We start from the raw sequence: 20,863 nt of genomic DNA on the forward strand, positions 1-20,863 counted from the left end.
GCACCAGGTCCTCGGCCTCTGCGGCGAGCAGCTCCGTCACGGTGCCGTCGGGGCGAGCGCCACCGACGACCGACGCGAACCAGGCCGTGGCGCCGTCGGGCCCCAGAGCCCGACAGCGCCAGACCTGCGGCCCGAGCACGAGGCGGCTCAGGCGTCCGAACGGCGTCGGCCGGCCGCGACGGCCGTGCCGCCGGCGGCGACCATGCCGAGACCGAGCGCGAGGAGTGCGCCCTCCGGGCCCCCGGTGTCGGGCAGACGTGCCGAGCCGGCCGCGTCCGAGGAGTCGCTCGTGTCCGAGGGGTCAGCCGGGTTCGAGGGATCGGTCGGGCCCGAGGGATCGGTCGGTTCGGCCGGCTCCTCCGGACTCGGCGCGCCCAGCTCGAACCACACGTCCGCGGTGTCGTCGCAGAAGAGGGCATCGGTCTCGCTCACCTCGCACGGGGTGACGGTTGCGGTCCTCGTCTCGGGCGCCAGCTCGCCCGGGGACGAGAGGTGCTGGACGGTGACCGTGGCCCCCGGCGTCGTGTAGTACCAGTTCAACCGGTCCGTCGCGGACTGGCCGGGATCGTCGATGTCGACACCTCGGGCGCTGGCGCGCAGCTCCGGCTGGTTCGGGTAGGGCCGGAAGAGGTTGCCCTCGCACTGGCTGTCGCCGCTCCCCGGGTCTCCGACCGCGATGGTGGTGCAGTCGAAGGTCTCGGAGTCGGCGCCGTCCTGGCTCGTCACCGTCACCCGGAGGACGCTGCCCTCGGTCACGGTACCGGCGGGGAGGTCGTTGTCCTCGGCGAGGCGGACACCCACCCGGAACTTGCGCGACCCGTAGTTCGGAACGACCTCCTCGGCCTCGTCGACGTCGTCGACGACCTTCGGGTCGGGCGTGTCCTCGGTGGACGTCGCCTCGGACGTCGACGTCCCGGTCTCCGGGCTGGTGCTCTCCTCGACGTCGGACTCGCCGTCCGGGGCCGCGGAGGTCTCGGGCGTGGAGGTCGGCGTCGACTCCTCGGAGCCGTCGACGTCGCTCGAGGTGGTGTCGTCGGCAAGCGCAGGCGCGGCGACGGTCACGAGACCGGCCACGGCGCAGGCGCCCGCGACGGTGAGGCGGGCAAGGGGCGAGCGAGCGCTCATGAGGGACATCGGTGCTCCGGACGGGACAGGGGGCGGGCCGCGACCAGTATGGGGCTCTGCGCAGGTCGACGGGGCGCACTCGCACGAAAGGGGACCTTGGACCCGGCGCGGCCCGGACCTTTCGGGTCGGCGACCGGCGAAGCCGGGCTGGGTTCGAACCTGGGACCCGCGACTGAGGAGACCGTTTCCCTGCCGCTGCTCCTCCACGCCCATCACGACCCGGCGGTACGTGCCCCACGACCCGGCCGTACGTGCCCCACGACCCGGCCGTACGTGCCCCACGACCCGGCCGTACGTGCCCCCGGCAGGATTCGAACCTGCGACCTGCGGTTTAGGAAACCGTTGCTCTATCCCCTGAGCTACGGGGGCGGGGCGCCGAGCCCCGAGGGGTGACGACGCACCCCCATCTTGGCAGGCGCGGCAGGAGCGGGGCGCAGCCGACCCGACCTCGGCAGGTCAGCGGTAGATCATGCAGGTCGTGGTGCCGTGGGCGACGAGCCGGCCGGAGGCGTCGATGATGGAGCCCTCGGCGGTGGCCACCTGGCGTCCGACGTGGATGGTGCGGCCGGTCCCGACCAGGCGTGCACCGTCGACCGGGACGGTCCGGATGTAGTTGACCTTGAGCTCGAGCGTCCCGTACCCGACGCCCGCCTCGAGCGTCGAGTGGATCGAGCAGCCCATCACCGAGTCGAGCAGGGTGGCGCAGATGCCGCCGTGCAGGGACCCCAGGGGGTTGGCGAAGGTGGGCTTGGTCGGCACCGAGAACACGACCGTCCCCTCCTCCAGCGACTCGACCTCGAGGCCGAGGAGGTCCCCGATGAAGGGCGGCCTGTCCTCGGCCGCGAAGGCGGTCCGGAGGAACTCCAGCCCGGTGAGCTGCTTCAGGTGCTCCAGCTGCTCGGCTGACAGCGACGTCATGACGGACCCTCTCGATCGACGAGGACCCACTATAGACCGATCGGTCTATAGTGGGTCGATGGCCACCGGAGCGAGGGACCGCATCGTCACCGCCACCATCGCGCTGGTGCGCGAGCGTGGGGTCCACGGCACCGGCGTGGCCGAGGTCCTCGAGCGCAGCGGTGCGGCGCGCGGATCGATCTACCAGCACTTCCCGGCCGGCAAGCCGGCCCTCGTCGCCGAGGCCGTCCGGGTCGCAGGACGACACCTGGAGAGACTGATGACCGACGGCGCCGCGGCCGCCCCCGAGCAGCCCGCCGGCGCGATGCTCGAGGCGATGCTGGACTGGTGGGAGCGGGAGATCCGTCGCCACGGCGGAGCACTGGGCTGTCCGATCGCGGCCGCGGCGGTCGACGACGACCCGGTGGTGAACGCTGCCGCCCAGGCGGTGTTCGAGCGCCTGCACGCCCTGCTGTCCGAGACCACGGGCGACCCGAGCGCCGCCAGCGTGGCGCTCAGTGCGGTCGAGGGCGCCATCCTGCGCTCCCGGGTGGCTCGGGACCCGGAGCCCCTCGACGACGTCCGGCGCCACCTCACGGGGCTGCTCGGGGCCTCCCCCCGCACCTAGGCCAGTGGCCTTCCAGGGGTCGGCACGGGGGGAGGCGCTTCCAACGTATCGGCTCAGCCGCGTCCCGCACGACAATCACGCGCGGTCTCCACCACCGAGCCCGTCCCCGTCCTCACGTCACTGCGGAGGCAGGGTGCGCGCGCGTGCTCCGTCCCGCGCTCGGCCCAGTCGGCCGGTCCGTCGCCCAGCGAACCCTCAGTCGCCCAGCCCGAAGAACTCGACCATGAGGTCGGTCGCGTCGATCGAGGAGGTGGTCTTCCCCAGCACGGGCACCTCGAAGTCCGCCCCGGGCCAGGTGTGCCCACCGTCGTCGATCACGTACGTCTCGAGGCGCGCGGAGCCGTCGCAGTCGCGCCACCGCTCCAGCTCCACGTCGGAGGCCACCTCGGTCGTGCGCGGCTTCGTGGCGCAGCCGTCGTGCTTCGCCCAGTCGGCCATCACGGCGTCGACCGAGCGGACGGGGAACAACGGGGTCTCCCCGCCGTCGAACGGGACCACCTCGTCGCCCGTGCCGTGGAAGTAGACGACCGATGCCGGCGGGGCGTCACCGCAGGCAGCGTCGTCGTAGAAGGTGGCAGCCACGCCGCCGTAGGCCTTGAACGGGAACTCGCCCGAGCAGGCCATCGCGAAGATGACCGCCGACCCGTTCGACATGCCGGCCGCGTACTGCCGGTCGTCGTCGACGCACCACTCGTCGCCGAGCGACGTCGTGAGCTCGAGCCAGAACGCGGCGTCGGAGCCGGCCGTGGAGGCCGGTGTCAGGACGTCCCAGGTGCTTGGCGTCCCGGTGGCCTGCGGCGAGACGAGGATGAAGTCCCGGTCGTCGGCGGCCGCCGGGAACGACGCGTACGTCGCGACCTCCGCGGCGGAGCTGCCGAGACCGTGGAAGAGGTACACGACAGGCAGGGGGCGTGAGCCGTCGTAGCCGGTCGGCACGTGCACGATGTACTGCCGCAGCGTGCTGTCGACCGTGATCCTGCGGGTCACGTCGCGCGTCGCCCCGGTGACGTCGTCGGGCACGGACCCGCAGCCGGGAGTCGTCCCCGCGGACCCGGCCGTCGACGGCGTGCCGGTCGGTCGCGCCTCGGTGCCTGCCGAACCGCGCGTGCAGGCGCCCAGGGTGAGGGACAGGACGACGACCGCGACGAGAGCTCGCACGCCCCTAGTCTGCCGGGTCCCGCCGCACGCCGAGGTCGACACCTCGTGATCGACGCCCGCGTCGGTACCCGGCTCGAGTCGCGAGGGCCACGGAGGCGACCTACCGTCGCTGCATGGTCCGGCTGCGTCGCGTCTCTGCCTCGATGGACGGCTGGTCGCGTGTGCGGCACGGCCGAGGCTTCCGCTACCTCGACCAGGACGGCGCCCCGCTGCAGGAGATCGACGTCGAGCGCTGCAAGCAGCTCGTCATTCCGCCTGCGTGGACGAAGGTCTGGATCTGCCCGGTGCACAACGGCCACCTGCAGGCGGTCGGCACCGACGACGCCGGACGCCGTCAGTACCTGTACCACCCGGCCTGGCGCGAACGGCGCGACGCCGAGAAGTTCGTGCACATGGAGGGCTTCGCCGCGGCACTGCTCGACGTCCGCGACCGTGCCCGCGACGAGGTCACCGACGAGCCGACGCTGCGCAGCGTCTCCGCCCTGGCCTTCGGCCTGCTGGACCTCGGGATCTTCCGGGTGGGCTCGGACCGCTACGCCGACGAGAACGGCAGCTACGGGCTGACCACCATCGAGAAGCAGCACGTCCGACGTGACGGCGACACGCTCGTGTTCTCCTACGTGGCCAAGAGCGGCCAGGACCTGGAGGTCGCGCTGCGCGACGAGCGGCTCATCTCGGCGCTCGAGCCGCTGCGTCGCCGCCGCACCGGCGGCGACGTCCTGCTGGCGTACCGCGGCGACGACGGCTGGTCGACCCTCGGGGCGTCAGCCGTCAACGACTACGTGAAGGAGATGCTGGGCGAGGAGTTCTCGGCCAAGGACTTCCGCACGTGGCGCGGCACCGTGATCGCGGCGGCCGCCCTCTCCTCGTCGGACGCGTCGACCAAGACCGCGCGCAAGAAGTCGGTGGCCGCCGCGATGCGGGAGGTCTCCGAGCACCTCGGCAACACCCCGGCCGTCGCACGCTCGTCGTACGTGGACCCGCGCGTCGTCGACCTCTTCGACGACGGGGTCGTGGTGGCCGGCGGTCACCGTCCCGTCGCTCCGGGCGAGCCGGTGAGCCGCACGCTGGAGAAGCAGGTCCTCGAGCTGCTCGGCAAGGGCTGAGGGCTACTCCGACACGTCCTGCAGCACGCTCTCGACCGCTCGCCAGAACGTCGGGTAGGCGAACACGGAGTTCCGCAGCGTCGCCACCGGGACCTCGGCGCGGACCGCCACCGCGAGACCCGAGACGGTCTCGCCTCCGGTGGGTCCGACCACGGTGGCACCGACGACGACGTCGCGAGTGGTGTCGACGACGATCTTGACGACGCCCTCGGCGCCCGGGCCGTGGGTGAACCCGCGCGAGCTCTGCGCGAGGTCGGTGGTGGAGACGGCCACGTCGAGACCACGGTCGCGCGCCTGCTTCTCGGTGAGGCCGACGCCGCCGACCTCCGGGTCCGTGAACGTGACCCGCGGGAACGACGTGTCGTAGTCGGGCAGGTCCTCCCCGAGGATCGCGCGGGCCGCGCGGTCCGCCTGGTACATCGAGACGTGGGTGAAGGCGCCGCGCCCGGCCACGTCACCGACGACCCAGACGCCGTCGGCCGCGAGCATCGCGTCGTCGACCTCGATCGACCGGGCGTCGGGGTCGAGACCGACGGTCTCCAGCCCGAGGTCGCCGATGGACGGCGTCCGCCCGGCTGCCACCAGCACCTGCTCGGCGTGGACGGTGCCCGAGGCCAGCTCGAGGGTGAACTGCGTGCCGTCGTGGGAGACGGAGGTGATGCTGTCGCCCTCGCGCACGTCGATGCCGTCGCGCTCGAACGCACCCCGCAGCACGTCGGAGGCCTCCGGCTCCTCGGGACCGAGGATCCGGGGGCCGACCTCGACCACCGTGACCTCGCTGCCGAAGCGGGCGAACGCCTGCGCCAGCTCGAGCCCGATCGGCCCGCCACCGATGACCACGAGGGAGCTCGGCAGGACGGTCGCCTCGAGAGCCTCGTGGTTCGTCCAGAAGGGCGTGCCGGCGAGTCCATCGATCGGCGGCACCGCGGCCCGGGTCCCCGGGTTGAGCACGACGCCGCGCCGGGCCTCGATGCGCTGCGTCCCCCCACCGGCGACGTCGACCTCGACCACGCCGGGACCGGCCAGCCGACCGTGACCGCGGACCAGGCGCGCGCCCGACTTCTCGAGCCGCTCGGCGGCCACGGTGTCGTCCCAGTCGTCGGTGGCCTGCTCACGGATGCGCTTCGCGACCACGGAGAAGTCGGGCTCGACCGTCGCGGCGCCGGCCAGCTCCACCGCGCGCCGGGTCTCCGCGATCGCGCCGGCGGCGCGGATGAACATCTTCGACGGGATGCAGCCCCAATAGGGGCACTCACCGCCCACGAGACCGGACTCCACGGCCACGACCTCGAGCCCCTCCCCCGCCAGTCGGGCCGCCAGCGCCTCGCCACCGGGTCCGAGACCGATCACCACCACGTCGCACGTCGTCATGCCCCCATCGTGGCCCCGCCGTGGTCCTCGCGCAGGACCGGGGCGCGACTCCCGGGTGAACAGAGCCGCGAAAGGCGGGCGGAGTCGGCCGCCGTGACCTACGCTCACGGAGCCCGCACCCGCGGGACGACCCACATCGCACTCCCGCGGAGCCTCATGTCCCTGCCTTCCGGCACCTCGTTCCTGCGCACCCCGATCGGCCGTCTGGCCGTCACGGGTGCCGCCACCCTCGTCACGCTCGTCGGCGTCGCGCCGACGGCCATGGCCGACGAGGACCTCGCTCCCGAGACGTCCTCGACGGACCGGACCACCACCGAGTCGTCCGGCGTCGAGCCGTCCCTCACCCCCGAGCAGGAGCAGGAAGCGCTCGCCGAGGAGCCCCCCGCAGGTGACGCCGTGGACGGACCTGCGTCCGAGGACGTCGCCGCACCGGCCGAGGAGCCGGTCGAGGTGGACCCGACGGAGTACGAGGCCGAGCCCGCCGCCGAGGCCGCGCCGGGGCCCGAGGTGGCCGCCGCCGACACCGAGCTCGTGCTCGCCGACGACACGGGCGACGTCACCGCGGGCCGGACCGGGACGTTCTACGTCCTCCAGAACGACACCAGCACCGACGCGATCCGCTCGCTCACGATCGAGAGCCAGGGCGAGCACGGCACGGCCTACGTGGTGGGATCCCGCTTCGAGGAGCCCGGCCAGGACGTACCGGGCGAGGGCTCGCTGCGCGTCGAGTTCGACGCCGACGAGGACTACACCGGACCCGACTCGTTCACCTACCGCGTGACGACGGCCGACGGCACCACCGCCACGGCCACGGTGGACCTGCAGGTCGAGGCCTACGTCGCACCGCCGGTGAACGCGGACTTCGGCACCACGAAGTTCCGGGTGGGCGTACAGCTGGCCGACGGGTCCTACGCCCCCCAGGGGACGGCCGGCGGCGTGTTCCGCATCCAGGAGATCCGCGCCGACGGTACGACCCCGGATCCCACGACCTGCACGACGTTCACCACCTTCGAGTTCGGCCCCGGTTCGTCGAGGTGCAGCGAGCGCGAGGGGAACCCCGGCTCGACCTACGTCATCACCCAGGAGTCGGCCGCGCCCGGCGCCATCGCCTCGCCGCGTCGGCGCGTGATCGACCCGTGCACGGAGGAGACACCCGAGTACTGCTTCTTCTTCAGTCCCGGTGAGTCCTCCGACAGCGCCGTCGCCCTGTTCACGAACGCGGGCGCGATCCTCCCCGATGCCGTCGACGACGAGGACGAGTCCTTCGACGGCGACCCGGTCGACGTCGACGTGCTCGCCAACGACGACAGCGAGGACCCGGGCACGACGCTGGACGTCGCGTCCCAGCCCGACGGCGGCACCGCCGAGCTGGTGGGCGAGGCCACGGTTCCGACGCCGGAGCCGGGCCCGGACGACCGCGTCGGCGTGCTGGCCGTGCCGAGCGCGGGCACCCAGCGGATCCGCTACACGCCGGAGCCGGGCTTCGAGGGCGTGGACACCTTCACCTACCGCCTCACCAACGGCAACGGGTCCGACACGGCCACGGTCAGCGTGCTGGTCAGCGACAACGGTGCCGTCACGCCGGTCGACCCCGAGGACCCGGCCGACTCCGACGACGGCTCCACCGCGCCCGCCGACGCGTCGCTCGGGGGCTCTGCCAGCGGCACGGTCGCGACGGCCACGTCGAGCCTGCCCTCGACCGGTGGCCCGCGGACCGGCCTGCTGGCCCTCGGCGCTGCGCTGCTGGCGACCGGCGCCGCGGCCGTCGCCGGAAGCCGACGCCGTCGGGACGCCGCGGGTGCCTGACGACGCACCCGCGTTCCCGATCTGGCACGTGCGTGTCGTCGACACCGGCGGCGCGCTCGTGCGGGTCTCGCTCGTCCAGTCCGACCGGCACGCCGACGGGACCGCGCTGACGGTTCCCGAGGCGGAGGCCGGGTCGGAGGAAGCCGCGGGCGTCGTCGCCGTCGCACACCTGACCGACGGGCTCGTGTCCCGGCTCGAGGTGACGGCGGACGCGGCACCCAAGGCACCTCCTCTCTGGTTCGTGGAGGTCCCGGAGCCTGAGCCGGCGTCCGGTCCGCCCGCGACGTCGATCGTGGCGTTCACCGGTGGCGACGTCGAGGAGACGGCTCTCCTGACGGTGCGCCAGGCGCAGCACCATGGCATCCAGTCGGCCGAGCAGGTCGGCGCGTTCCGCTGGATCCCGCACTCGGGCTTCGGCGACCAGCTCTACGTGGCCCCGTCGTGGCGGAGGCGGACCATCGGCACGGGTCTGCTCGCTGCGGGCGGTGTCCTGTCACTCGCGCGCGGGTGGCCCCGACCGTGGGGCGACGGCCAGCGCACGGCCGAGGGCGACCGCATGCGCCAGGTCGCCCGCTGGGCGCACCTCAGCCAGGAGCTCACCCACCTGATGCCGCCCATGACTCCCTTCGAGGAGCGCGGGGACGCGCCACCCCGATAGTGGTCGGCTACCGCGGGCCGTGCGTCTGCAGGAACAGCACGGGGCCGTCGAGGGCGCTCCCGCGGATCGCGGCGAGCGCCTTGGCCGTGTAGACAGGCTCGAGCTCCAGGCCCTGGTCTGCGGCCCAGGCGCGGGCCTCCTCGGCCTCGGGCGTCAGGGCACCGTAGGTCTCGCCGAGCCACGACGCGTCGGCGACGAGGTCGCGCGGACCGATGCGCTCCTCCACGAGAGCGCCCCGGGTGCGCAGGAGTGCGGCCGTCTGGTCGGCCAGGCGCGCGATGGTGACGGCGTCGAGGCGGAAGGCGTCGTTGACGACGATGCCCAGCACCCGCGAGCGCAGACCCGCCATGCGCAGCCCGAGCGTGAGGCCGGCGGCCGTTCCACCGGACCCGACCGCCGTCACGACGGTGGCCGGCTCGGGCAGCAGACCGGCCCGGACCTGCTCCGCGATCTCGAGGGCGGTCTCGACGTACCCGAGGCTGCCGACCGCGGTCGATCCGCCGGCCGGGACGTAGTGCGGCAGACGCAGTCCGTCGGCGTAGCGCGCGAGCAGGAGGGGCGCGGTGCGCCTCAGGCTTCGCACCGACCGGAACCGGTGGATGTCGGCACCGGAGGCGTCGAGGCGTCGTGTCTGCTCGCGCACGTGGTCGTCGACCGGCTGGTCGACGAGGCCGAGCACCACGCGCAGCCCGTGCTCACGTCCGTAGAGCGCGGCAGCGAGACCCCAGTGGGTCCCGATGCCACCCACGGTGAACATCACTCTGCGGCGCCGACGATGGAGCTCGGGGATGATCCACTCGAGCTTGCGGACCTTGTTGCCACCCCACCCGCCGTCGCCGAAGCCCGCCTCGTCCTTGACCCAGAATCCGTCGAGCTCCCGCACCGGCGTGGGGCCGGTCCCGAGCCGGACCCACGGCAGGTCGGCGTCCGGGAAGCGGCGCGCGAGGAAGGTCATCCCACCAGGGCCCGCACGTCGAGCAGGCCGGCGCCGTACGTCCGGTCCTTGCCGCGGGCGCCGAGGTCGCGGGCCGTGCTCTCGAGGCGCGCGGCAACCGTGCCGGCGCTCCAGCCACGCCGGCTCATGGCCATCGCCGCTGCGGCGGCCACGTGCGGCGCCGCCATCGACGTGCCGCTGAGCGAGCAGTAGTAGGTCCCGGAGCAGCCCACCCTGTTCTGCCTCGGCACGGTGGACCAGATGCCGCCCCCCGGAGCGGCGACGTCGACCCAGGATCCGCAGCTGCTGAAGCGCGAGGCGGCGAGCGAGGAGTCGAGCGACCCGACCCCGACGACTCCTGCGTAGGCGGCGGGGTACTGCGTGCGTCCGAACAGGCCGCACCCGGTGTTCCCGGCCGCGGCGACCACGAGCACGCCCCTGCGCTGGGCGTAGGCCACGGCCTGCCGCACGGCGGGGTCGTCGCCCGGGATGCTCAGCGAGAGGTTGATGACATGAGGCCGGCGGTCGGCCGCACGCACGATGCCGCGCGCGACCGCGTCGCTCGTGCCGCGGCCCGCGGAGTCGAGCACCCTGATCGGCAGGATGGCCGCGCGGGGCGCGAGTCCGGCCACCCCACGACTATTGCCCGCGACGGCGGCCACGATGCCGGCCACGTGCGTGCCGTGGCCGTTGGGGTCGGCCGCGCTGGTGCCGGGAGCCAGCACGTCGTAGCCCGCCCCGACGTTGGCCCTGAGGTCGCTGTGCGTGGCGTCGACCCCGGTGTCGAGGACGGCGACGACCGCACGCCTCGTGGTCCTGGTGGCGGCGCCGTTCGCCCGCGTCCAGACGGTCTCGGCCTGGAGCCGGGTCAGGCCCCACTGCCGGGGGCGGAGCGTGTCGTTCGACGCGGTCGTGCGCACGGGTAGCGCGACCGACACCGCGTCGACGTCGCGGTCGCGCAGCGCACGGGCCACGAGCAGCCTGGCTCGATCGCGACTGGACACGACGGTGGTGCTGATCTCAGGTCGACCCTGGGGTCCGAGGGTCGTGGTGACCACGCGCAACGGCTGGCCGTCCGCGGCGCGGGCCACGATCCGCTCCGCCGTCCGGTCCACCGGCGGCTCGTCCGACGCGGCGACCGGAGTGATCCCGGACGCCAGGAGACCGGCGACCGTCGCGGCGAGGACGGTCACAGCGACAGGGGGACGACGACGTCGGGGCGTCACGGGCGAAGACTACCGCGTTCGCCAGCGCCGCACGCTGTAGACGAGCAGACCCCACGCCACCACCGCGGAGGCCATCAGCCCCAGGCCCGTGGCCCATCCAGCCGCGGGGAGCCGGGGTCCGAAGCCGACGCCGAGCACGCTGAACTCCGGGATCGTCGGCGACATCCACCACACGACGCCGAGCGCGAACAGCCACACCCCGCCGAGGGCGCTGAGGGTGATGCGCGGCCAGGTGGCGACGCCGAAGCGCGCCGCCTCGATCGCCTTCTCGCGCACGGGCCCCAGTGCCCGCCGCGCCCAGGCGTGCTGGCGCGAGAGCACCGTGATGCCCGCGAGGATGATCAGGAGGCCGGGTCCCGGGAGCGGCCACAGGATGATCCCCACCACGACCAGGACCCAGCCCAACGTCTCGGTGGCGACACGCTCGAGCACGCCGCGCTCACGACGCTGCTGCTTCATGGCCACAGGATGCCCTAGTCCACCCACACCGGGGCACGGACCTGGTGCGGTCCTGGACACACCGATCCACGGTGGCCACGGCATCGAATGGTTCTCGCGGACCCCGGATGGCGGGTCCACGCCGACCAGACCAGGATTGACCCATGAACAAGGCCGCCGCCCTGCTGTCCCTCGCCGAGGAAGCCCTCGACATGTCCCTGCCCGTCCGGCTCCGGCTCTGGGACGGCAGCGAGGCCGGACCGGCCGACGCTCCCGTGCTGGTGCTGCGCGACAAGCGCGCCGTGCGGCACGTGCTGCACTCCCCCGGTGAGCTCGGCGTCGCCCGCGCCTACGTGCAGGGAGACCTCGACCTCGAGGGCGACCTGGCCGATGGCCTGCGCACCATGTGGGAGGCCGTCCGCGTGGCCCGCGAGGCCGACGGCAAGGCCGGTCGGCCGAAGATCAGCCTGCGCCTCAAGCTGCGCGGCGCCTACCTCGCGGTCCGTCTGGGCGCCATCGGCCGACGCCCCGCCGCACCGGCCGCCGAGTCGAACCTGACCGGCGAGCTGCACAGCCGCGAGCGTGACCGGGCGGCCATCAGCCACCACTACGACCTGTCGAACGACTTCTACGAGCTCATCCTCGACCCGCAGATGGCCTACTCCAGCGGGTTCCACGCCGATGCGTCGATGTCCCTCGAGGAGGCGCAGACGGCCAAGCTCGACCTCGTCTGCCGCAAGCTCGGGCTGCGACCGGGCATGCGGATGCTCGACATCGGCTCCGGCTGGGGCTCGCTCAGCCTGCACGCCGCCGCGCACTACGGCGTGCACGTCACCGGCGTGACGCTGTCGTCGGAGCAGCGCGACTACGTCATGAAGCGCGCCGCCGAGCGTGGGCTGCAGGGTCGCGTCGACGTGAGCCTGCGCCACTTCCGCGACCTCGCCGGAGCGGGCGTGGCCGACGGGACGATCGACGCCATCGCCTCCATCGAGATGGGCGAGCACGTGGGCGACGAGGAGTACGTGGTGTTCACCGAGTCGATCCAGCGCTACCTGCGCCCCGGCGGACGCGTGCTCATCCAGCAGATGTCGCGCAGCAACGACGCGCCCGGCGACCGTCCCGGCGGCGGACCGTTCATCGAGACGTACATCGCCCCCGACATGCACATGAAGCCGATCGCGAAGACCATCGGCCTCATCGCCGGTGCCGGCCTGGAGATCCGCGACGTGCAGGCCATGCGCGAGCACTACCCGCAGACCGTCGCCGGGTGGGCCGCCAACCTGGAGGAGAACTGGACCACGGCCGTGGCCCTCGTCGGTGAGGAGACCGCCCGCGTGTGGCGCCTCTACCTGGCCGGCGGGTCGCTCGCCTTCGAGGAGAACCGCATGGGCGTCGACCAGATCCTGGCCGTGAAGCCCTCCCCCGCCGGCCGCAGCGACATGCCGGCCAGCCCCCTGGAGTGGTTGGCTTGATCGCCAACGACACCTCGCACGCGCTGGTCACGCTCGGCTTCGGCCTGCTCACGGTCGTCGTCCTCATGGCCGTCTGCATGGCCATCTCGGTGCGCATCCAGAAGCTCACCGTGGTCGACACCGCGTGGCCGCTGGGCTTCGTGGCGGTGGCCGTCGTCTCGGTCTTCGTGACCGGCTACGGCGACGGGATGCCGGGGACCCAGCTGCTGCTGCTCGTGCTCACCGCCGTGTGGGGCGTGCGGCTCGCGGTGTACCTGCACCACCGCAACAGCGGCAAGGACGAGGACCCCCGCTATGCCGAGCTGGCCGAGAAGGACGGGCGCTCGTTCGGACAGGTCGCGCTCACCCGGGTGTTCCTCCCCCAGGGCATCGCGATGTTCCTGGTGGCCACGCCGGTGATGGTGGGCATGAACAACGTCGGCACGATCGGCTGGCTCGGCTGGCTGGGCGCAGCCGTGTGGGCCGTCGGTCTGTTCTTCGAGGCCGTGGGCGACTGGCAGCTGGCCCGGTTCAAGAAGGACCCCGAGAACAAGGGCCAGGTCATGGACCAGGGCCTCTGGCGCTACACCCGGCACCCGAACTACTTCGGCGACGCCTGCGTGTGGACCGGCATCTGGATCGTGGCGGCGTCGTCGTGGGCCGGTGTGGCCACGGTGATCAGCCCGATCGCCATGACGATCTTCCTCACGAAGGTCACAGGAGCCTCGCTCAACGAGAAGGGCATGAAGCGCACCAAGCCCGGCTACGACGACTACGTCCGTCGCACGAGCGGCTTCATCCCCCTGCCCCCGAAGAAGGCGTGACGATGGCGCCGGTGCTGGTCACCGGGGTCACGGGTTTCGTCGGGGCGCACCTGGCCGAGCGGCTCGTCGCACGCGGCGACGAGGTGCGTGTGCTCGTCCGCAACCCCGCTCGACTGCCCGACGCCGCATGGGTGTCGTCGGTCGAGGTGGTGCAGGGCGACGCGGGTGACCCGCAGGTCCTCGCCCGTGCGCTGGCAGGCGTCGGCGTGGCCCACTACCTGCTGCACGCGATGTCCGACGGTGACGACTACGCCGCCGCCGACCGGGTGCTCGCCACCACCTTCGCCACGGCGGCTGCCGAGGCCGGCGTGCAGCGCATCGTCTACTTGGGTGGCCTGCTGCCGCCCGGGGACAGCGAGCTGACCGAGCACCTGGCCTCGCGCGACGAGGTCGCCCAGATCCTCCTCGGCGGCAGCGTCCCCGCGGTGGTGCTGCGAGCCGGCATGGTGATCGGTCGAGGCTCGGCGTCGTTCGACCTCATGGAGGTCGCCACCCGCCTCCTGCCCGTGGTCGTCGGGCCGACGTGGCTGAAGCACACGATGCAGCCCGTGGGGCTCGAGGACCTGCTGCACTACCTGGTCGGCGTCACCGACCTCGAGGGCGAGGTGCGGCGCAGCTTCGACGTGGGCGGGCCCGACGTCGTCACGTACCGCGAGCTGATCCAGGCCCACGCGCGAGCCGCGGGCCGACGGGTGCCGTCGACGCTGCTGTTCCCCGTGCTGCTGCCGCACACGTTCAGCCTGCTCGTCGGCACCGTCGCGCCGGGTCCCAGCTCGCTCAACGCCGCCCTGGTCCACAGCCTGTCGCTCGACATGGTGTGCACCGAGCACGACATCGACGACCTCGTGGGGCTCCCGCCCGGCGGGCGGACGTCGGTGGAGGCAGCGCTCCGCCAGGCCACGCAGCGCCCCTAGCGCTGCGGCAGCCCTGGGCGGGGTCTACTCCGAGACGAAGATGTGCGCGGCGGCGTCGGCGTCGATCTCGGCGGTCTCGCCCTGGCGGGCGACGACCACGCCGTCGTGACCGCGCGAGACGAGCACGTCGTTGCCGGGCAGCGCGCCGACGCGGCGCAGGACCGACATGACCTCGGTGTCCTTCTGCAGCTCCTCGGCGATGCGCCGGACGATGCGGCGGACGGGCTCGTCGGAACGGCCGGTGACCTTGGTGAGCGGCTCGACGCCGTGCAGGAACGTGGAGTCGTCGACGACCTCGCCGAGCTCCTCGAGCCCGGGGATGGGGTTGCCGTACGGCGACTCGGTGGGGTGCTCGAGCAGCTCGACGAGCCGACGCTCGACCTGCTCGGACATGACGTGCTCCCAGCGGCAGGCCTCTTCGTGCACGAACTCGATCTCGAGCCCGATGACGTCGGTGAGCAGGCGCTCGGCGAGACGGTGCTTGCGCATGACCCGCGTGGCGAGGGCACGACCCTTGTCGGACAGCTCGAGGTGGCGGTCGCCCTCGACGGTGAGCAGGCCGTCGCGCTCCATGCGCGCCACGGTCTGGCTGACCGTGGGCCCGCTCTGGTGGAGGCGCTCGGCGATGCGTGCGCGCAGGGGGACGATGCCCTCCTCCTCCAGCTCGAAGACGGTGCGCAGGTACATCTCGGTGGTGTCGATCAGCTCGCTCACGCGGCCATTGTTCCATGAGGTGCAGACACCGCGTGCACGCGTGAGGATGGTGCCCGTGCCGACCTCCGTGATGTGCTTCCGATCCGACTTCCGGCTGAACGACAACCCGGCCCTGCGCGAGGCCATCGAGGCCGGTCCCGACGGCGTCGTGCCGATGTTCGTGCTCGACGACCACTACTGGGGGCCGAACGGTCGGACCCGTCTGGCGTACCTCATGGGACTGCTGCGCGACCTCGACGAACGGGTCGGTGGGCTCGTGGTGGTGCACGGCAAGCCCGAGGAGGTCGTGCCGCGGGTGGCGCGTGCCGTGGAGGCGACGAGCGTGCACGTGGCCGCCGACTACGGCCCGTACGAGTCGAGTCGCGACGAGCGCATCGAGAAGGCGCTGGCCGACGACGACGTCGCGTTCGTGCGTACCGGCTCCTCGTACGCCGTCGCGCCCGGTCGGGTGACCAAGGACGACGGCACCCCGTACCGGGTCTTCACTCCCTTCTACCGGGCGTGGCAGGCCCACGGATGGCGCGCTCCGGCCCCGGGTGTCCGCTCGGTGCCGTGGATCCAGGCCGACGTGCGCACCACCCAGCTGCCCGACGTGGACCCGCCCGAGGGCGTCACCCTCCCCCCGCTCGGCGAGGAGGCCGCGCGCCGGCGCTGGCGCGACTGGATCGACCAGGTCGACGAGTACGACGACCTGCGCGACGTGCCCGGCCGCGACGCGACGTCGCGCATGTCGGTGCACCTGAAGTGGGGCACCATCCACCCGCGCACCATGCTCGCCGACCTGGCCGAGCGGGGCGGCAAGGGCGCCGAGGCCTACGCGCGTGAGCTGGCGTTCCGCGAGTTCTACGCCGACGTCGTGCACCACCGGCCCGACACGCTCGAGGGCTACTACGACAAGCGGTTCGAGACGATGGAGTACGACCACCCCGGCGGCGACCTGCAGCTGTGGAAGGACGGCCGCACCGGCTTCCCGATCGTCGACGCCGGCATGCGGCAGCTGCAGGCGGAGGGCTGGATGCACAACCGCGTGCGGATGATCGTGGCCAGCTTCCTGGTGAAGGACCTGCACCTGGAGTGGACCGTGGGCGCCGACCACTTCCTCGACCTGCTCGTGGACGCCGACCCCTGCTCCAACCAGCACGGTTGGCAGTGGGTGGCCGGGTGCGGCACCGACGCCGCCCCGTACTTCCGCATCTTCAACCCGACGTCGCAGGGCAAGAAGTTCGATCCCGACGGCACGTACGTGCGCCGGTGGGTGCCGGAGCTGCGCGACGTCCCGGACCGGTTCGTCCACGAGCCGTGGCGCCTGGACGAGCCGCCGGCGGACTACCCCGGGCCGATGGTCGACCATGCCGAGGAGCGCAAGGAGTCGTTGCGCCGCTACGAGGCCATGCGTTCCTGATCAGGGCCGCCGGCGACCGGACTCCTGACGCGAGAGCTTCGGGACCGGGGTCGTCGCCCGGACCGTGCGGCGTGGTTACGGTGGTCCCGTGACCACGATCCCCCGCAGGTTCAACGGCCCCGAGCACTCAGGCAACGGCGGCTGGGTGAGTGGCCTGCTCGCCGCGCAGCAGCAGGAGCGGCACGGCAGCACGGTGGTCACGGCCACCCTTCGGCAGCCGCCCCCGCTGGAGGTCCCGCTCACCTGGGAGGACCACCCCGAGGAGGTGCGACTCGTGACGGCCGGTGGCGCGCTCATCGGCGAGGCGACGTCGGGGTCGTTCGAGCACGAGCCGCTCACCGCCCCGAGCGTCGACGAGGCCGAGCAGGGCGTGGCGTCGTACCCCGGGTTCGCGTCGCACCCCTTCGACCTGTGCTTCACCTGCGGCACGGCTCGCGAGCCCGGCGACGGCCTGCGGCTCTTCACCGGTCCGGTGGGCGACGGGCGCACGGCGGGCACCTGGACCCCCGACCCCGCCGTGGCCGGGAGCGACGGCCTGCTCGACGTCCCCACCACGTGGGCGGCGCTCGACTGCCCCGGTGGCTGGGCCGCCGACTTCACCGCGCAGCCGATGGTGCTGGGCCGGATGACGGCCGAGGTGCTGCGTCGTCCCACTGCGGGCGAGACGCTGCTCGCGTCGGGGCTCCTGCGCGAGCGCGACGGCCGCAAGTTCCGCACCGCCACCTCCCTGCACACCGTCGACGGCGAGCTGCTGGGTCGGGCCGAGCAGGTGTGGATCGAGATCGACCTCGCCCGCTTCTCCTGACCCTTCCTCGTCACCTCCGTGCCCTCGTCAGAGGTAGGTAGCGCACCTGACACCGCCGTCAGGGGTAGGTGTCGCACCTCATCGACGGCGCATGAGGTGTGAGACCTACCTCAGACGCGCCCGTTCGGTGCGCTAGCTACCTCTGACGAGTCGAGCGACGCGTCGAGCACCCGCTACGGCGTGGGTTCGCGCGCGTCGTAGGCGCGGAACCCACGCGACCGCAGGCCGAACCAGGCCGTGGCGGCCACGCACAGCGCCCCGCCGATCGTCATCGCCCAGGCCTCCCCCGCCAGGCCGGCGAGCGAGCCCATCACGAAGTCGCCCAGGCGCGGGCCACCGGCGACGACGACGATGAACACGCCCTGCATGCGGCCGCGCAGCTCGTCGGGGGCTGCGGTCTGCAGGATCGTCGACCGGTAGGCGGCGCTGACCATGTCGGCCGCACCCGAGCAGGCGAGCATGAGCACGCACAGCCACAGCAGGCTCGCGCCGGAGAAGACCGACACCCCTGCCGCCGACACCGCGGCACCGTAGACGCACACGGCTGCGACGACGGCGACCCCGTGCCGGTGCACCCGGCTCACCCAGCCGGACACGAGGAACGCGATCACCGCACCGATGCCGGGAGCGGCCTGCAGGAGCCCGAGGGTCTCCGGGCCGGTCGCGAAGACCGTCACGGCGAGGGCAGGGAACAGGGCGCGTGGCTGGGCGAGCACCATCGCGAACAGGTCGATCACGAACGTCATGCGCACGTTGGGTGCGGTGCGCAGGAAGCGCAGCCCCTCGACCACCGACCGGAGGCCCGGGACGGGCTGGCGGGTGAGCGGCGGCAGCGCCGGCAGCCGGAACAGGGAGTAGAGGGCGGCCACGAAGAGCACGACGTCGACGAGGTAGGCGGCGTCGACACCCTTCCAGGCGATGAGAAGCCCGCCGAGCAGCGGCCCGGCGGTGAAGGAGAGGTTGGTCGCGGCCATCCCGAGGGCGTTGGCGGCCGGGAGCAGGTCGGCCGGCAGCAGGCGCGGCAGCATGGCCGACCGCGCGGGCTGGTTGACGGCGAACAGCGCCGACTGCACGGCGACCAGCCCGTAGAGGAAGCCGACGGAGTCGACGCCGGCCAGGCTGTGGGCGACGAGGGCCATCGAGCACAGCCACAGCCCGAGGGCGGACACGAGGGCGACCCGACGTCGGTCGAAGGCGTCGGCGAGCGCGCCGCCGTAGAGCCCGCCGAGCACGAGGGGCAGGAGTCCGGCCAGGCCGATGAGGCCGACGGAGAACGACGACGTGGTGAGCGAGTAGACCTCGTACGCGATCGCGACGATCGTCATCTGCTGGCCGAACGCGGAGACGGTCTGGCCGAGCCACAGCCGTCGGTACGCCGGTGACGCGCGCAGCGGACGCACGTCGGTCAGCACCGCACCGGCCACCCCTGACAGTCTCCCCACGCAACGATCTTGGCGCATGGGTGACCGACCCTCGCTGGCAGGATCACGTCATGGCCCGGCCACCGATGACGACGCAGCAGGTCCAGCAGTGGATCGTGAGCCTGCTCGTCGTCGCGGTGTCCTGCTTCCCCCTGGGAGCGCTGGCCGCTGCGGTCACGATGCTCGCCGGCGAGCGGCACGACGCCGCGATCGTGCTGGTCGCGATCATGGGCGCGCTCGGCACCGCCGCGGTCTCGGCCGGCCGGCTGGTGCACCGGCTCCCGCCGGTCTCACCGTGGACCCTGCTCGGCGTGCTGCCGGCGGTGGTGACTGCGGTCCTCGTGCTCTGAGCCGCCGCTCAGCGGACGGTGACGGTGCGCGACCTGCTGGCGGGCTCGACCAGGCGGTTGCCGGAGTACTCGAGCGTGTAGGTGTGCGAGCCGGGCGAGCGACCGGTCAGGACGATCGAGCCCACACCCTTCGACAGCGACGCGATGGTGCCCACCTGCTCGCCGTCCTCGAGCACGGCCACGGTGCCGACGGGGTTCGTCGCCCCCACGACGACGACCTTCGCGGTCAGCTGGACGCGTCCACCGCCGAGGACGGTCGTGGTGTTCGACATCGACGGCGTCCTCAGCACCGACACCGCGGGGGTGTAGCGACGCTGGACCCCGTAGCCGGATCGCTCGCCCGAGACCCGCACGGCGACCTTCTTGCCCCAGTCCGCTGCCGTGAGCGTGTACCGCGCGCTGCGTGAACCCGGCACCGAGGTCGGGATCGCCTTGCCGTCGCGGACCCACACGTAGTTCCACGTCAGGCCCGACGGCGTCCAGTACCCGCGGTCCGCCTCCAGCGTGGACCCGACGACCGCGCGACCCTTCAGCGTCGGCGCGCGCACCACCTCGATCTGACCCGGTTCGACCTTCTCGGTGGGGCTCGACGTGGACCGCGCCACGACCTCGCCGGCGTGGCTCGCCGTGACCGTGACGGTGAGCCGCTTGCCGAGCGTGCCCGGCGTCGGCGTGTAGTCGGCCTGCTTGCCTGCGTCGATCGCGACCCCGTCCATGGACCACTGGTAGGCGAAGCGGATGTCGGAGGTGTGGGTCCACTCGCCGAGCGAGGCCTTCATCGGGGAGCCGATCCGCGGCGTGCCCGTGATCGCCGGCGGGGTGGTGTTCCGCGTCCAGGGCTCGACCTCGGCCTGGATCTCGGTCGCGCCGTCCGACGGGACCACGATGTCCTGGCCCTCGCCGATGCGCTTGGCGTCCTTCCAGAACTCCCACCGCAACCAGACCGGGGCGATGGAGACGCGGTACGTGCCGGCAGGAAGGGAGTACAGGCGGAACCAGCCGTCCTCGTCGGTGGTGGCGTCGGCGACAATCTCACCTGTGTACTCGCCGGTCGAGTAGTCGTACACCGAGATCAGGGTTTCGGGCACGGGCCGCCCGTTGTCGTCCACGACGCGGCCACGCAGTCCGTTGCCGAGGGCCAGCTCCGCGTCCCGTCCGGCCGCGGTGCCCTCGGACGCGACGGTCACCGGGTCTCCCACGTAGACGGACTCGGCGTCCTTCCAGTACTCGGGGCGGTGCTGAGGAAGCCCACGGAAGTACAACCGGTAGCTGCCGGGCGCGAGCGAGATGGAGTACGAGCCCGAGTCGGACACGGTGGCACGCCCGGCCTCGGACACCTCGCCGCTGCCGAGGCTGACGCGGTAGGCGACGACGACGCTGCCGGCAGCGGGTGCGCCGGTGCTGTCGACGACCTTCCCGGTGATCCGGCCGTCGGCGGCGACCGCCGGTGCAGCGAGCAGGCCCGCCGTCATCAGGCCTGCGACGAGCGCGACGACCAGAAGGCGGACAGGACGGGACAGACCGAAAGACTTCGTGCGCACGACGACAAACCCCCGAGAACAGGCAACGGGACCACCCCGTCGCGCCGCGCTCAGTGTGCGTCAGGCGCATGAGGCGGCGCAAGAGGTGTGTCGT

The 20,863-nt window shown here is 72.7% G+C and carries 20 protein-coding genes and 1 tRNA gene; 10 read left to right on the forward strand and 11 right to left on the reverse strand.

All coding sequences use genetic code 11. The annotated features are described in order from the left end of the window. Positions 1-147 precede the first annotated feature (147 nt). The 3 genes from ASF38_RS06475 to ASF38_RS06485 all read right to left on the reverse strand — a co-directional run bounded on the left by ASF38_RS06475 (position 148) and on the right by ASF38_RS06485 (position 2,043). Complete coding sequence (locus ASF38_RS06475; RefSeq protein ID WP_156366818.1) at positions 148-1,125, reverse strand: hypothetical protein; 978 nt, start codon at positions 1,123-1,125, stop codon at positions 148-150. Positions 1,126-1,421: 296 nt separating this feature from the next. Further along, positions 1,422-1,494, reverse strand: a tRNA-Arg gene (locus tag ASF38_RS06480). Between the two features lie 87 nt (positions 1,495-1,581). Further along, positions 1,582-2,043 carry a PaaI family thioesterase gene (locus tag ASF38_RS06485; protein WP_056574505.1) on the reverse strand — a complete coding sequence of 154 codons (462 nt, stop codon included), beginning with the start codon at positions 2,041-2,043 and terminating at the stop codon, positions 1,582-1,584. 58 nt (positions 2,044-2,101) lie between these two features. On the opposite strand from ASF38_RS06485, the gene ASF38_RS06490 reads away from it, so the two are divergent. Continuing rightward, positions 2,102-2,650: a TetR/AcrR family transcriptional regulator gene (locus ASF38_RS06490; RefSeq protein WP_056574508.1), complete on the forward strand. Its 549-nt coding sequence runs from the start codon at positions 2,102-2,104 to the stop codon at positions 2,648-2,650. A gap of 195 nt (positions 2,651-2,845) precedes the next feature. On the opposite strand, the gene ASF38_RS06495 is transcribed toward ASF38_RS06490, so the two are convergent. Next, on the reverse strand, positions 2,846-3,808 hold the full coding sequence (locus ASF38_RS06495; protein WP_055969149.1) for a PHB depolymerase family esterase: 963 nt from the start codon (positions 3,806-3,808) through the stop codon (positions 2,846-2,848). A 113-nt stretch (positions 3,809-3,921) separates the two neighbouring features. On the opposite strand from ASF38_RS06495, the gene ASF38_RS06500 reads away from it, so the two are divergent. Beyond that, positions 3,922-4,914, forward strand: coding sequence for a DNA topoisomerase IB (locus ASF38_RS06500; RefSeq protein WP_056574511.1), 993 nt, complete (start codon positions 3,922-3,924; stop codon positions 4,912-4,914). A 3-nt stretch (positions 4,915-4,917) separates the two neighbouring features. On the opposite strand, the gene ASF38_RS06505 is transcribed toward ASF38_RS06500, so the two are convergent. After that, positions 4,918-6,285, reverse strand: coding sequence for an NAD(P)/FAD-dependent oxidoreductase (locus ASF38_RS06505; RefSeq protein WP_056574514.1), 1,368 nt, complete (start codon positions 6,283-6,285; stop codon positions 4,918-4,920). Between the two features lie 156 nt (positions 6,286-6,441). Between ASF38_RS06505 and ASF38_RS06510 the strand changes: the two genes are divergently transcribed. Both ASF38_RS06510 and ASF38_RS06515 read left to right on the forward strand, forming a co-directional pair. After that, on the forward strand, positions 6,442-8,091 hold the full coding sequence (locus tag ASF38_RS06510; protein WP_056574517.1) for an Ig-like domain-containing protein: 1,650 nt from the start codon (positions 6,442-6,444) through the stop codon (positions 8,089-8,091). Next, entirely contained in the window at positions 8,084-8,749 is a 666-nt protein-coding gene (locus ASF38_RS06515) for a hypothetical protein (RefSeq protein ID WP_156366821.1), read from the forward strand. The genes ASF38_RS06510 and ASF38_RS06515 overlap by 8 nt, the downstream gene beginning before the upstream one ends. Before the next feature lie 7 nt (positions 8,750-8,756). On the opposite strand, the gene ASF38_RS06520 is transcribed toward ASF38_RS06515, so the two are convergent. From ASF38_RS06520 to ASF38_RS06530, 3 genes are read right to left on the reverse strand one after another with little or no spacing between them, the layout of a single operon-like run. Then, positions 8,757-9,704, reverse strand: coding sequence for a 1-aminocyclopropane-1-carboxylate deaminase/D-cysteine desulfhydrase (locus tag ASF38_RS06520; RefSeq protein WP_056574523.1), 948 nt, complete (start codon positions 9,702-9,704; stop codon positions 8,757-8,759). Continuing rightward, the gene (locus ASF38_RS06525) at positions 9,701-10,909 is read right to left on the reverse strand and encodes a S8 family serine peptidase (protein WP_082480494.1); all 1,209 of its coding nucleotides are present in this window, start codon (positions 10,907-10,909) and stop codon (positions 9,701-9,703) included. Before ASF38_RS06525 ends, ASF38_RS06520 begins: the two co-directional genes overlap by 4 nt. A gap of 9 nt (positions 10,910-10,918) precedes the next feature. Then, the gene (locus ASF38_RS06530; protein ID WP_056574528.1) at positions 10,919-11,368 is read right to left on the reverse strand and encodes a PGPGW domain-containing protein; all 450 of its coding nucleotides are present in this window, start codon (positions 11,366-11,368) and stop codon (positions 10,919-10,921) included. Positions 11,369-11,511: 143 nt separating this feature from the next. Between ASF38_RS06530 and ASF38_RS06535 the strand changes: the two genes are divergently transcribed. From ASF38_RS06535 to ASF38_RS06545, 3 genes are read left to right on the forward strand one after another with little or no spacing between them, the layout of a single operon-like run. Further along, complete coding sequence (locus tag ASF38_RS06535) at positions 11,512-12,819, forward strand: cyclopropane-fatty-acyl-phospholipid synthase family protein (RefSeq protein WP_056574531.1); 1,308 nt, start codon at positions 11,512-11,514, stop codon at positions 12,817-12,819. Continuing rightward, positions 12,816-13,622 (forward strand): DUF1295 domain-containing protein, encoded by an 807-nt coding sequence (locus ASF38_RS06540; protein WP_235492863.1) that lies wholly within the window; start codon positions 12,816-12,818, stop codon positions 13,620-13,622. The genes ASF38_RS06535 and ASF38_RS06540 overlap by 4 nt, the downstream gene beginning before the upstream one ends. Positions 13,623-13,624: 2 nt before the next feature. Further along, complete coding sequence (locus ASF38_RS06545) at positions 13,625-14,536, forward strand: NAD(P)H-binding protein (RefSeq protein ID WP_156366822.1); 912 nt, start codon at positions 13,625-13,627, stop codon at positions 14,534-14,536. A gap of 24 nt (positions 14,537-14,560) precedes the next feature. On the opposite strand, the gene ASF38_RS06550 is transcribed toward ASF38_RS06545, so the two are convergent. Continuing rightward, a complete protein-coding gene (locus tag ASF38_RS06550; RefSeq protein ID WP_055969178.1) occupies positions 14,561-15,250 on the reverse strand; it encodes a metal-dependent transcriptional regulator in 690 nt (229 codons plus the stop codon). Positions 15,251-15,296: 46 nt separating this feature from the next. On the opposite strand from ASF38_RS06550, the gene ASF38_RS06555 reads away from it, so the two are divergent. Together ASF38_RS06555 and ASF38_RS06560 are read left to right on the forward strand one after the other, a co-directional pair. Beyond that, complete coding sequence (locus ASF38_RS06555; RefSeq protein WP_056574535.1) at positions 15,297-16,652, forward strand: deoxyribodipyrimidine photo-lyase; 1,356 nt, start codon at positions 15,297-15,299, stop codon at positions 16,650-16,652. Positions 16,653-16,740: 88 nt separating this feature from the next. Further along, the gene (locus ASF38_RS06560; protein ID WP_056574538.1) at positions 16,741-17,457 is read left to right on the forward strand and encodes a hypothetical protein; all 717 of its coding nucleotides are present in this window, start codon (positions 16,741-16,743) and stop codon (positions 17,455-17,457) included. Between the two features lie 173 nt (positions 17,458-17,630). Here ASF38_RS06560 and ASF38_RS06565 read toward each other — a convergent pair whose 3' ends face one another. After that, on the reverse strand, positions 17,631-18,899 hold the full coding sequence (locus tag ASF38_RS06565) for an MFS transporter (protein WP_200914439.1): 1,269 nt from the start codon (positions 18,897-18,899) through the stop codon (positions 17,631-17,633). A gap of 50 nt (positions 18,900-18,949) precedes the next feature. Here ASF38_RS06565 and ASF38_RS06570 point away from each other — a divergent pair, with 50 nt between their 5' ends. Continuing rightward, entirely contained in the window at positions 18,950-19,228 is a 279-nt protein-coding gene (locus ASF38_RS06570) for a hypothetical protein (protein ID WP_156366823.1), read from the forward strand. 8 nt (positions 19,229-19,236) lie between these two features. Here ASF38_RS06570 and ASF38_RS06575 read toward each other — a convergent pair whose 3' ends face one another. Then, positions 19,237-20,769 carry a carboxypeptidase regulatory-like domain-containing protein gene (locus ASF38_RS06575; protein ID WP_156366824.1) on the reverse strand — a complete coding sequence of 511 codons (1,533 nt, stop codon included), beginning with the start codon at positions 20,767-20,769 and terminating at the stop codon, positions 19,237-19,239. Positions 20,770-20,863 lie beyond the last annotated feature (94 nt).

Source organism: Aeromicrobium sp. Leaf272, from assembly GCF_001422865.1.
Classification (GTDB): domain Bacteria; phylum Actinomycetota; class Actinomycetes; order Propionibacteriales; family Nocardioidaceae; genus Aeromicrobium.

What these genes read in the sequence shown, in the direction of transcription:
- ASF38_RS06475 (WP_156366818.1), bottom strand. Translation starts at nt 1,125, where the DNA reads ATGAGCGCTCGCTCGCCCCTTGCCCGCCTCACCGTCGCGGGCGCCTGC.
- ASF38_RS06485 (WP_056574505.1), bottom strand. Translation starts at nt 2,043, where the DNA reads ATGACGTCGCTGTCAGCCGAGCAGCTGGAGCACCTGAAGCAGCTCACC.
- ASF38_RS06490 (WP_056574508.1), top strand. Translation starts at nt 2,102, where the DNA reads ATGGCCACCGGAGCGAGGGACCGCATCGTCACCGCCACCATCGCGCTG.
- ASF38_RS06500 (WP_056574511.1), top strand. Translation starts at nt 3,922, where the DNA reads ATGGTCCGGCTGCGTCGCGTCTCTGCCTCGATGGACGGCTGGTCGCGT.
- ASF38_RS06505 (WP_056574514.1), bottom strand. Translation starts at nt 6,285, where the DNA reads ATGACGACGTGCGACGTGGTGGTGATCGGTCTCGGACCCGGTGGCGAG.
- ASF38_RS06510 (WP_056574517.1), top strand. Translation starts at nt 6,442, where the DNA reads ATGTCCCTGCCTTCCGGCACCTCGTTCCTGCGCACCCCGATCGGCCGT.
- ASF38_RS06520 (WP_056574523.1), bottom strand. Translation starts at nt 9,704, where the DNA reads ATGACCTTCCTCGCGCGCCGCTTCCCGGACGCCGACCTGCCGTGGGTC.
- ASF38_RS06530 (WP_056574528.1), bottom strand. Translation starts at nt 11,368, where the DNA reads ATGAAGCAGCAGCGTCGTGAGCGCGGCGTGCTCGAGCGTGTCGCCACC.
- ASF38_RS06535 (WP_056574531.1), top strand. Translation starts at nt 11,512, where the DNA reads ATGAACAAGGCCGCCGCCCTGCTGTCCCTCGCCGAGGAAGCCCTCGAC.
- ASF38_RS06545 (WP_156366822.1), top strand. Translation starts at nt 13,625, where the DNA reads ATGGCGCCGGTGCTGGTCACCGGGGTCACGGGTTTCGTCGGGGCGCAC.
- ASF38_RS06555 (WP_056574535.1), top strand. Translation starts at nt 15,297, where the DNA reads ATGGTGCCCGTGCCGACCTCCGTGATGTGCTTCCGATCCGACTTCCGG.
- ASF38_RS06570 (WP_156366823.1), top strand. Translation starts at nt 18,950, where the DNA reads ATGGCCCGGCCACCGATGACGACGCAGCAGGTCCAGCAGTGGATCGTG.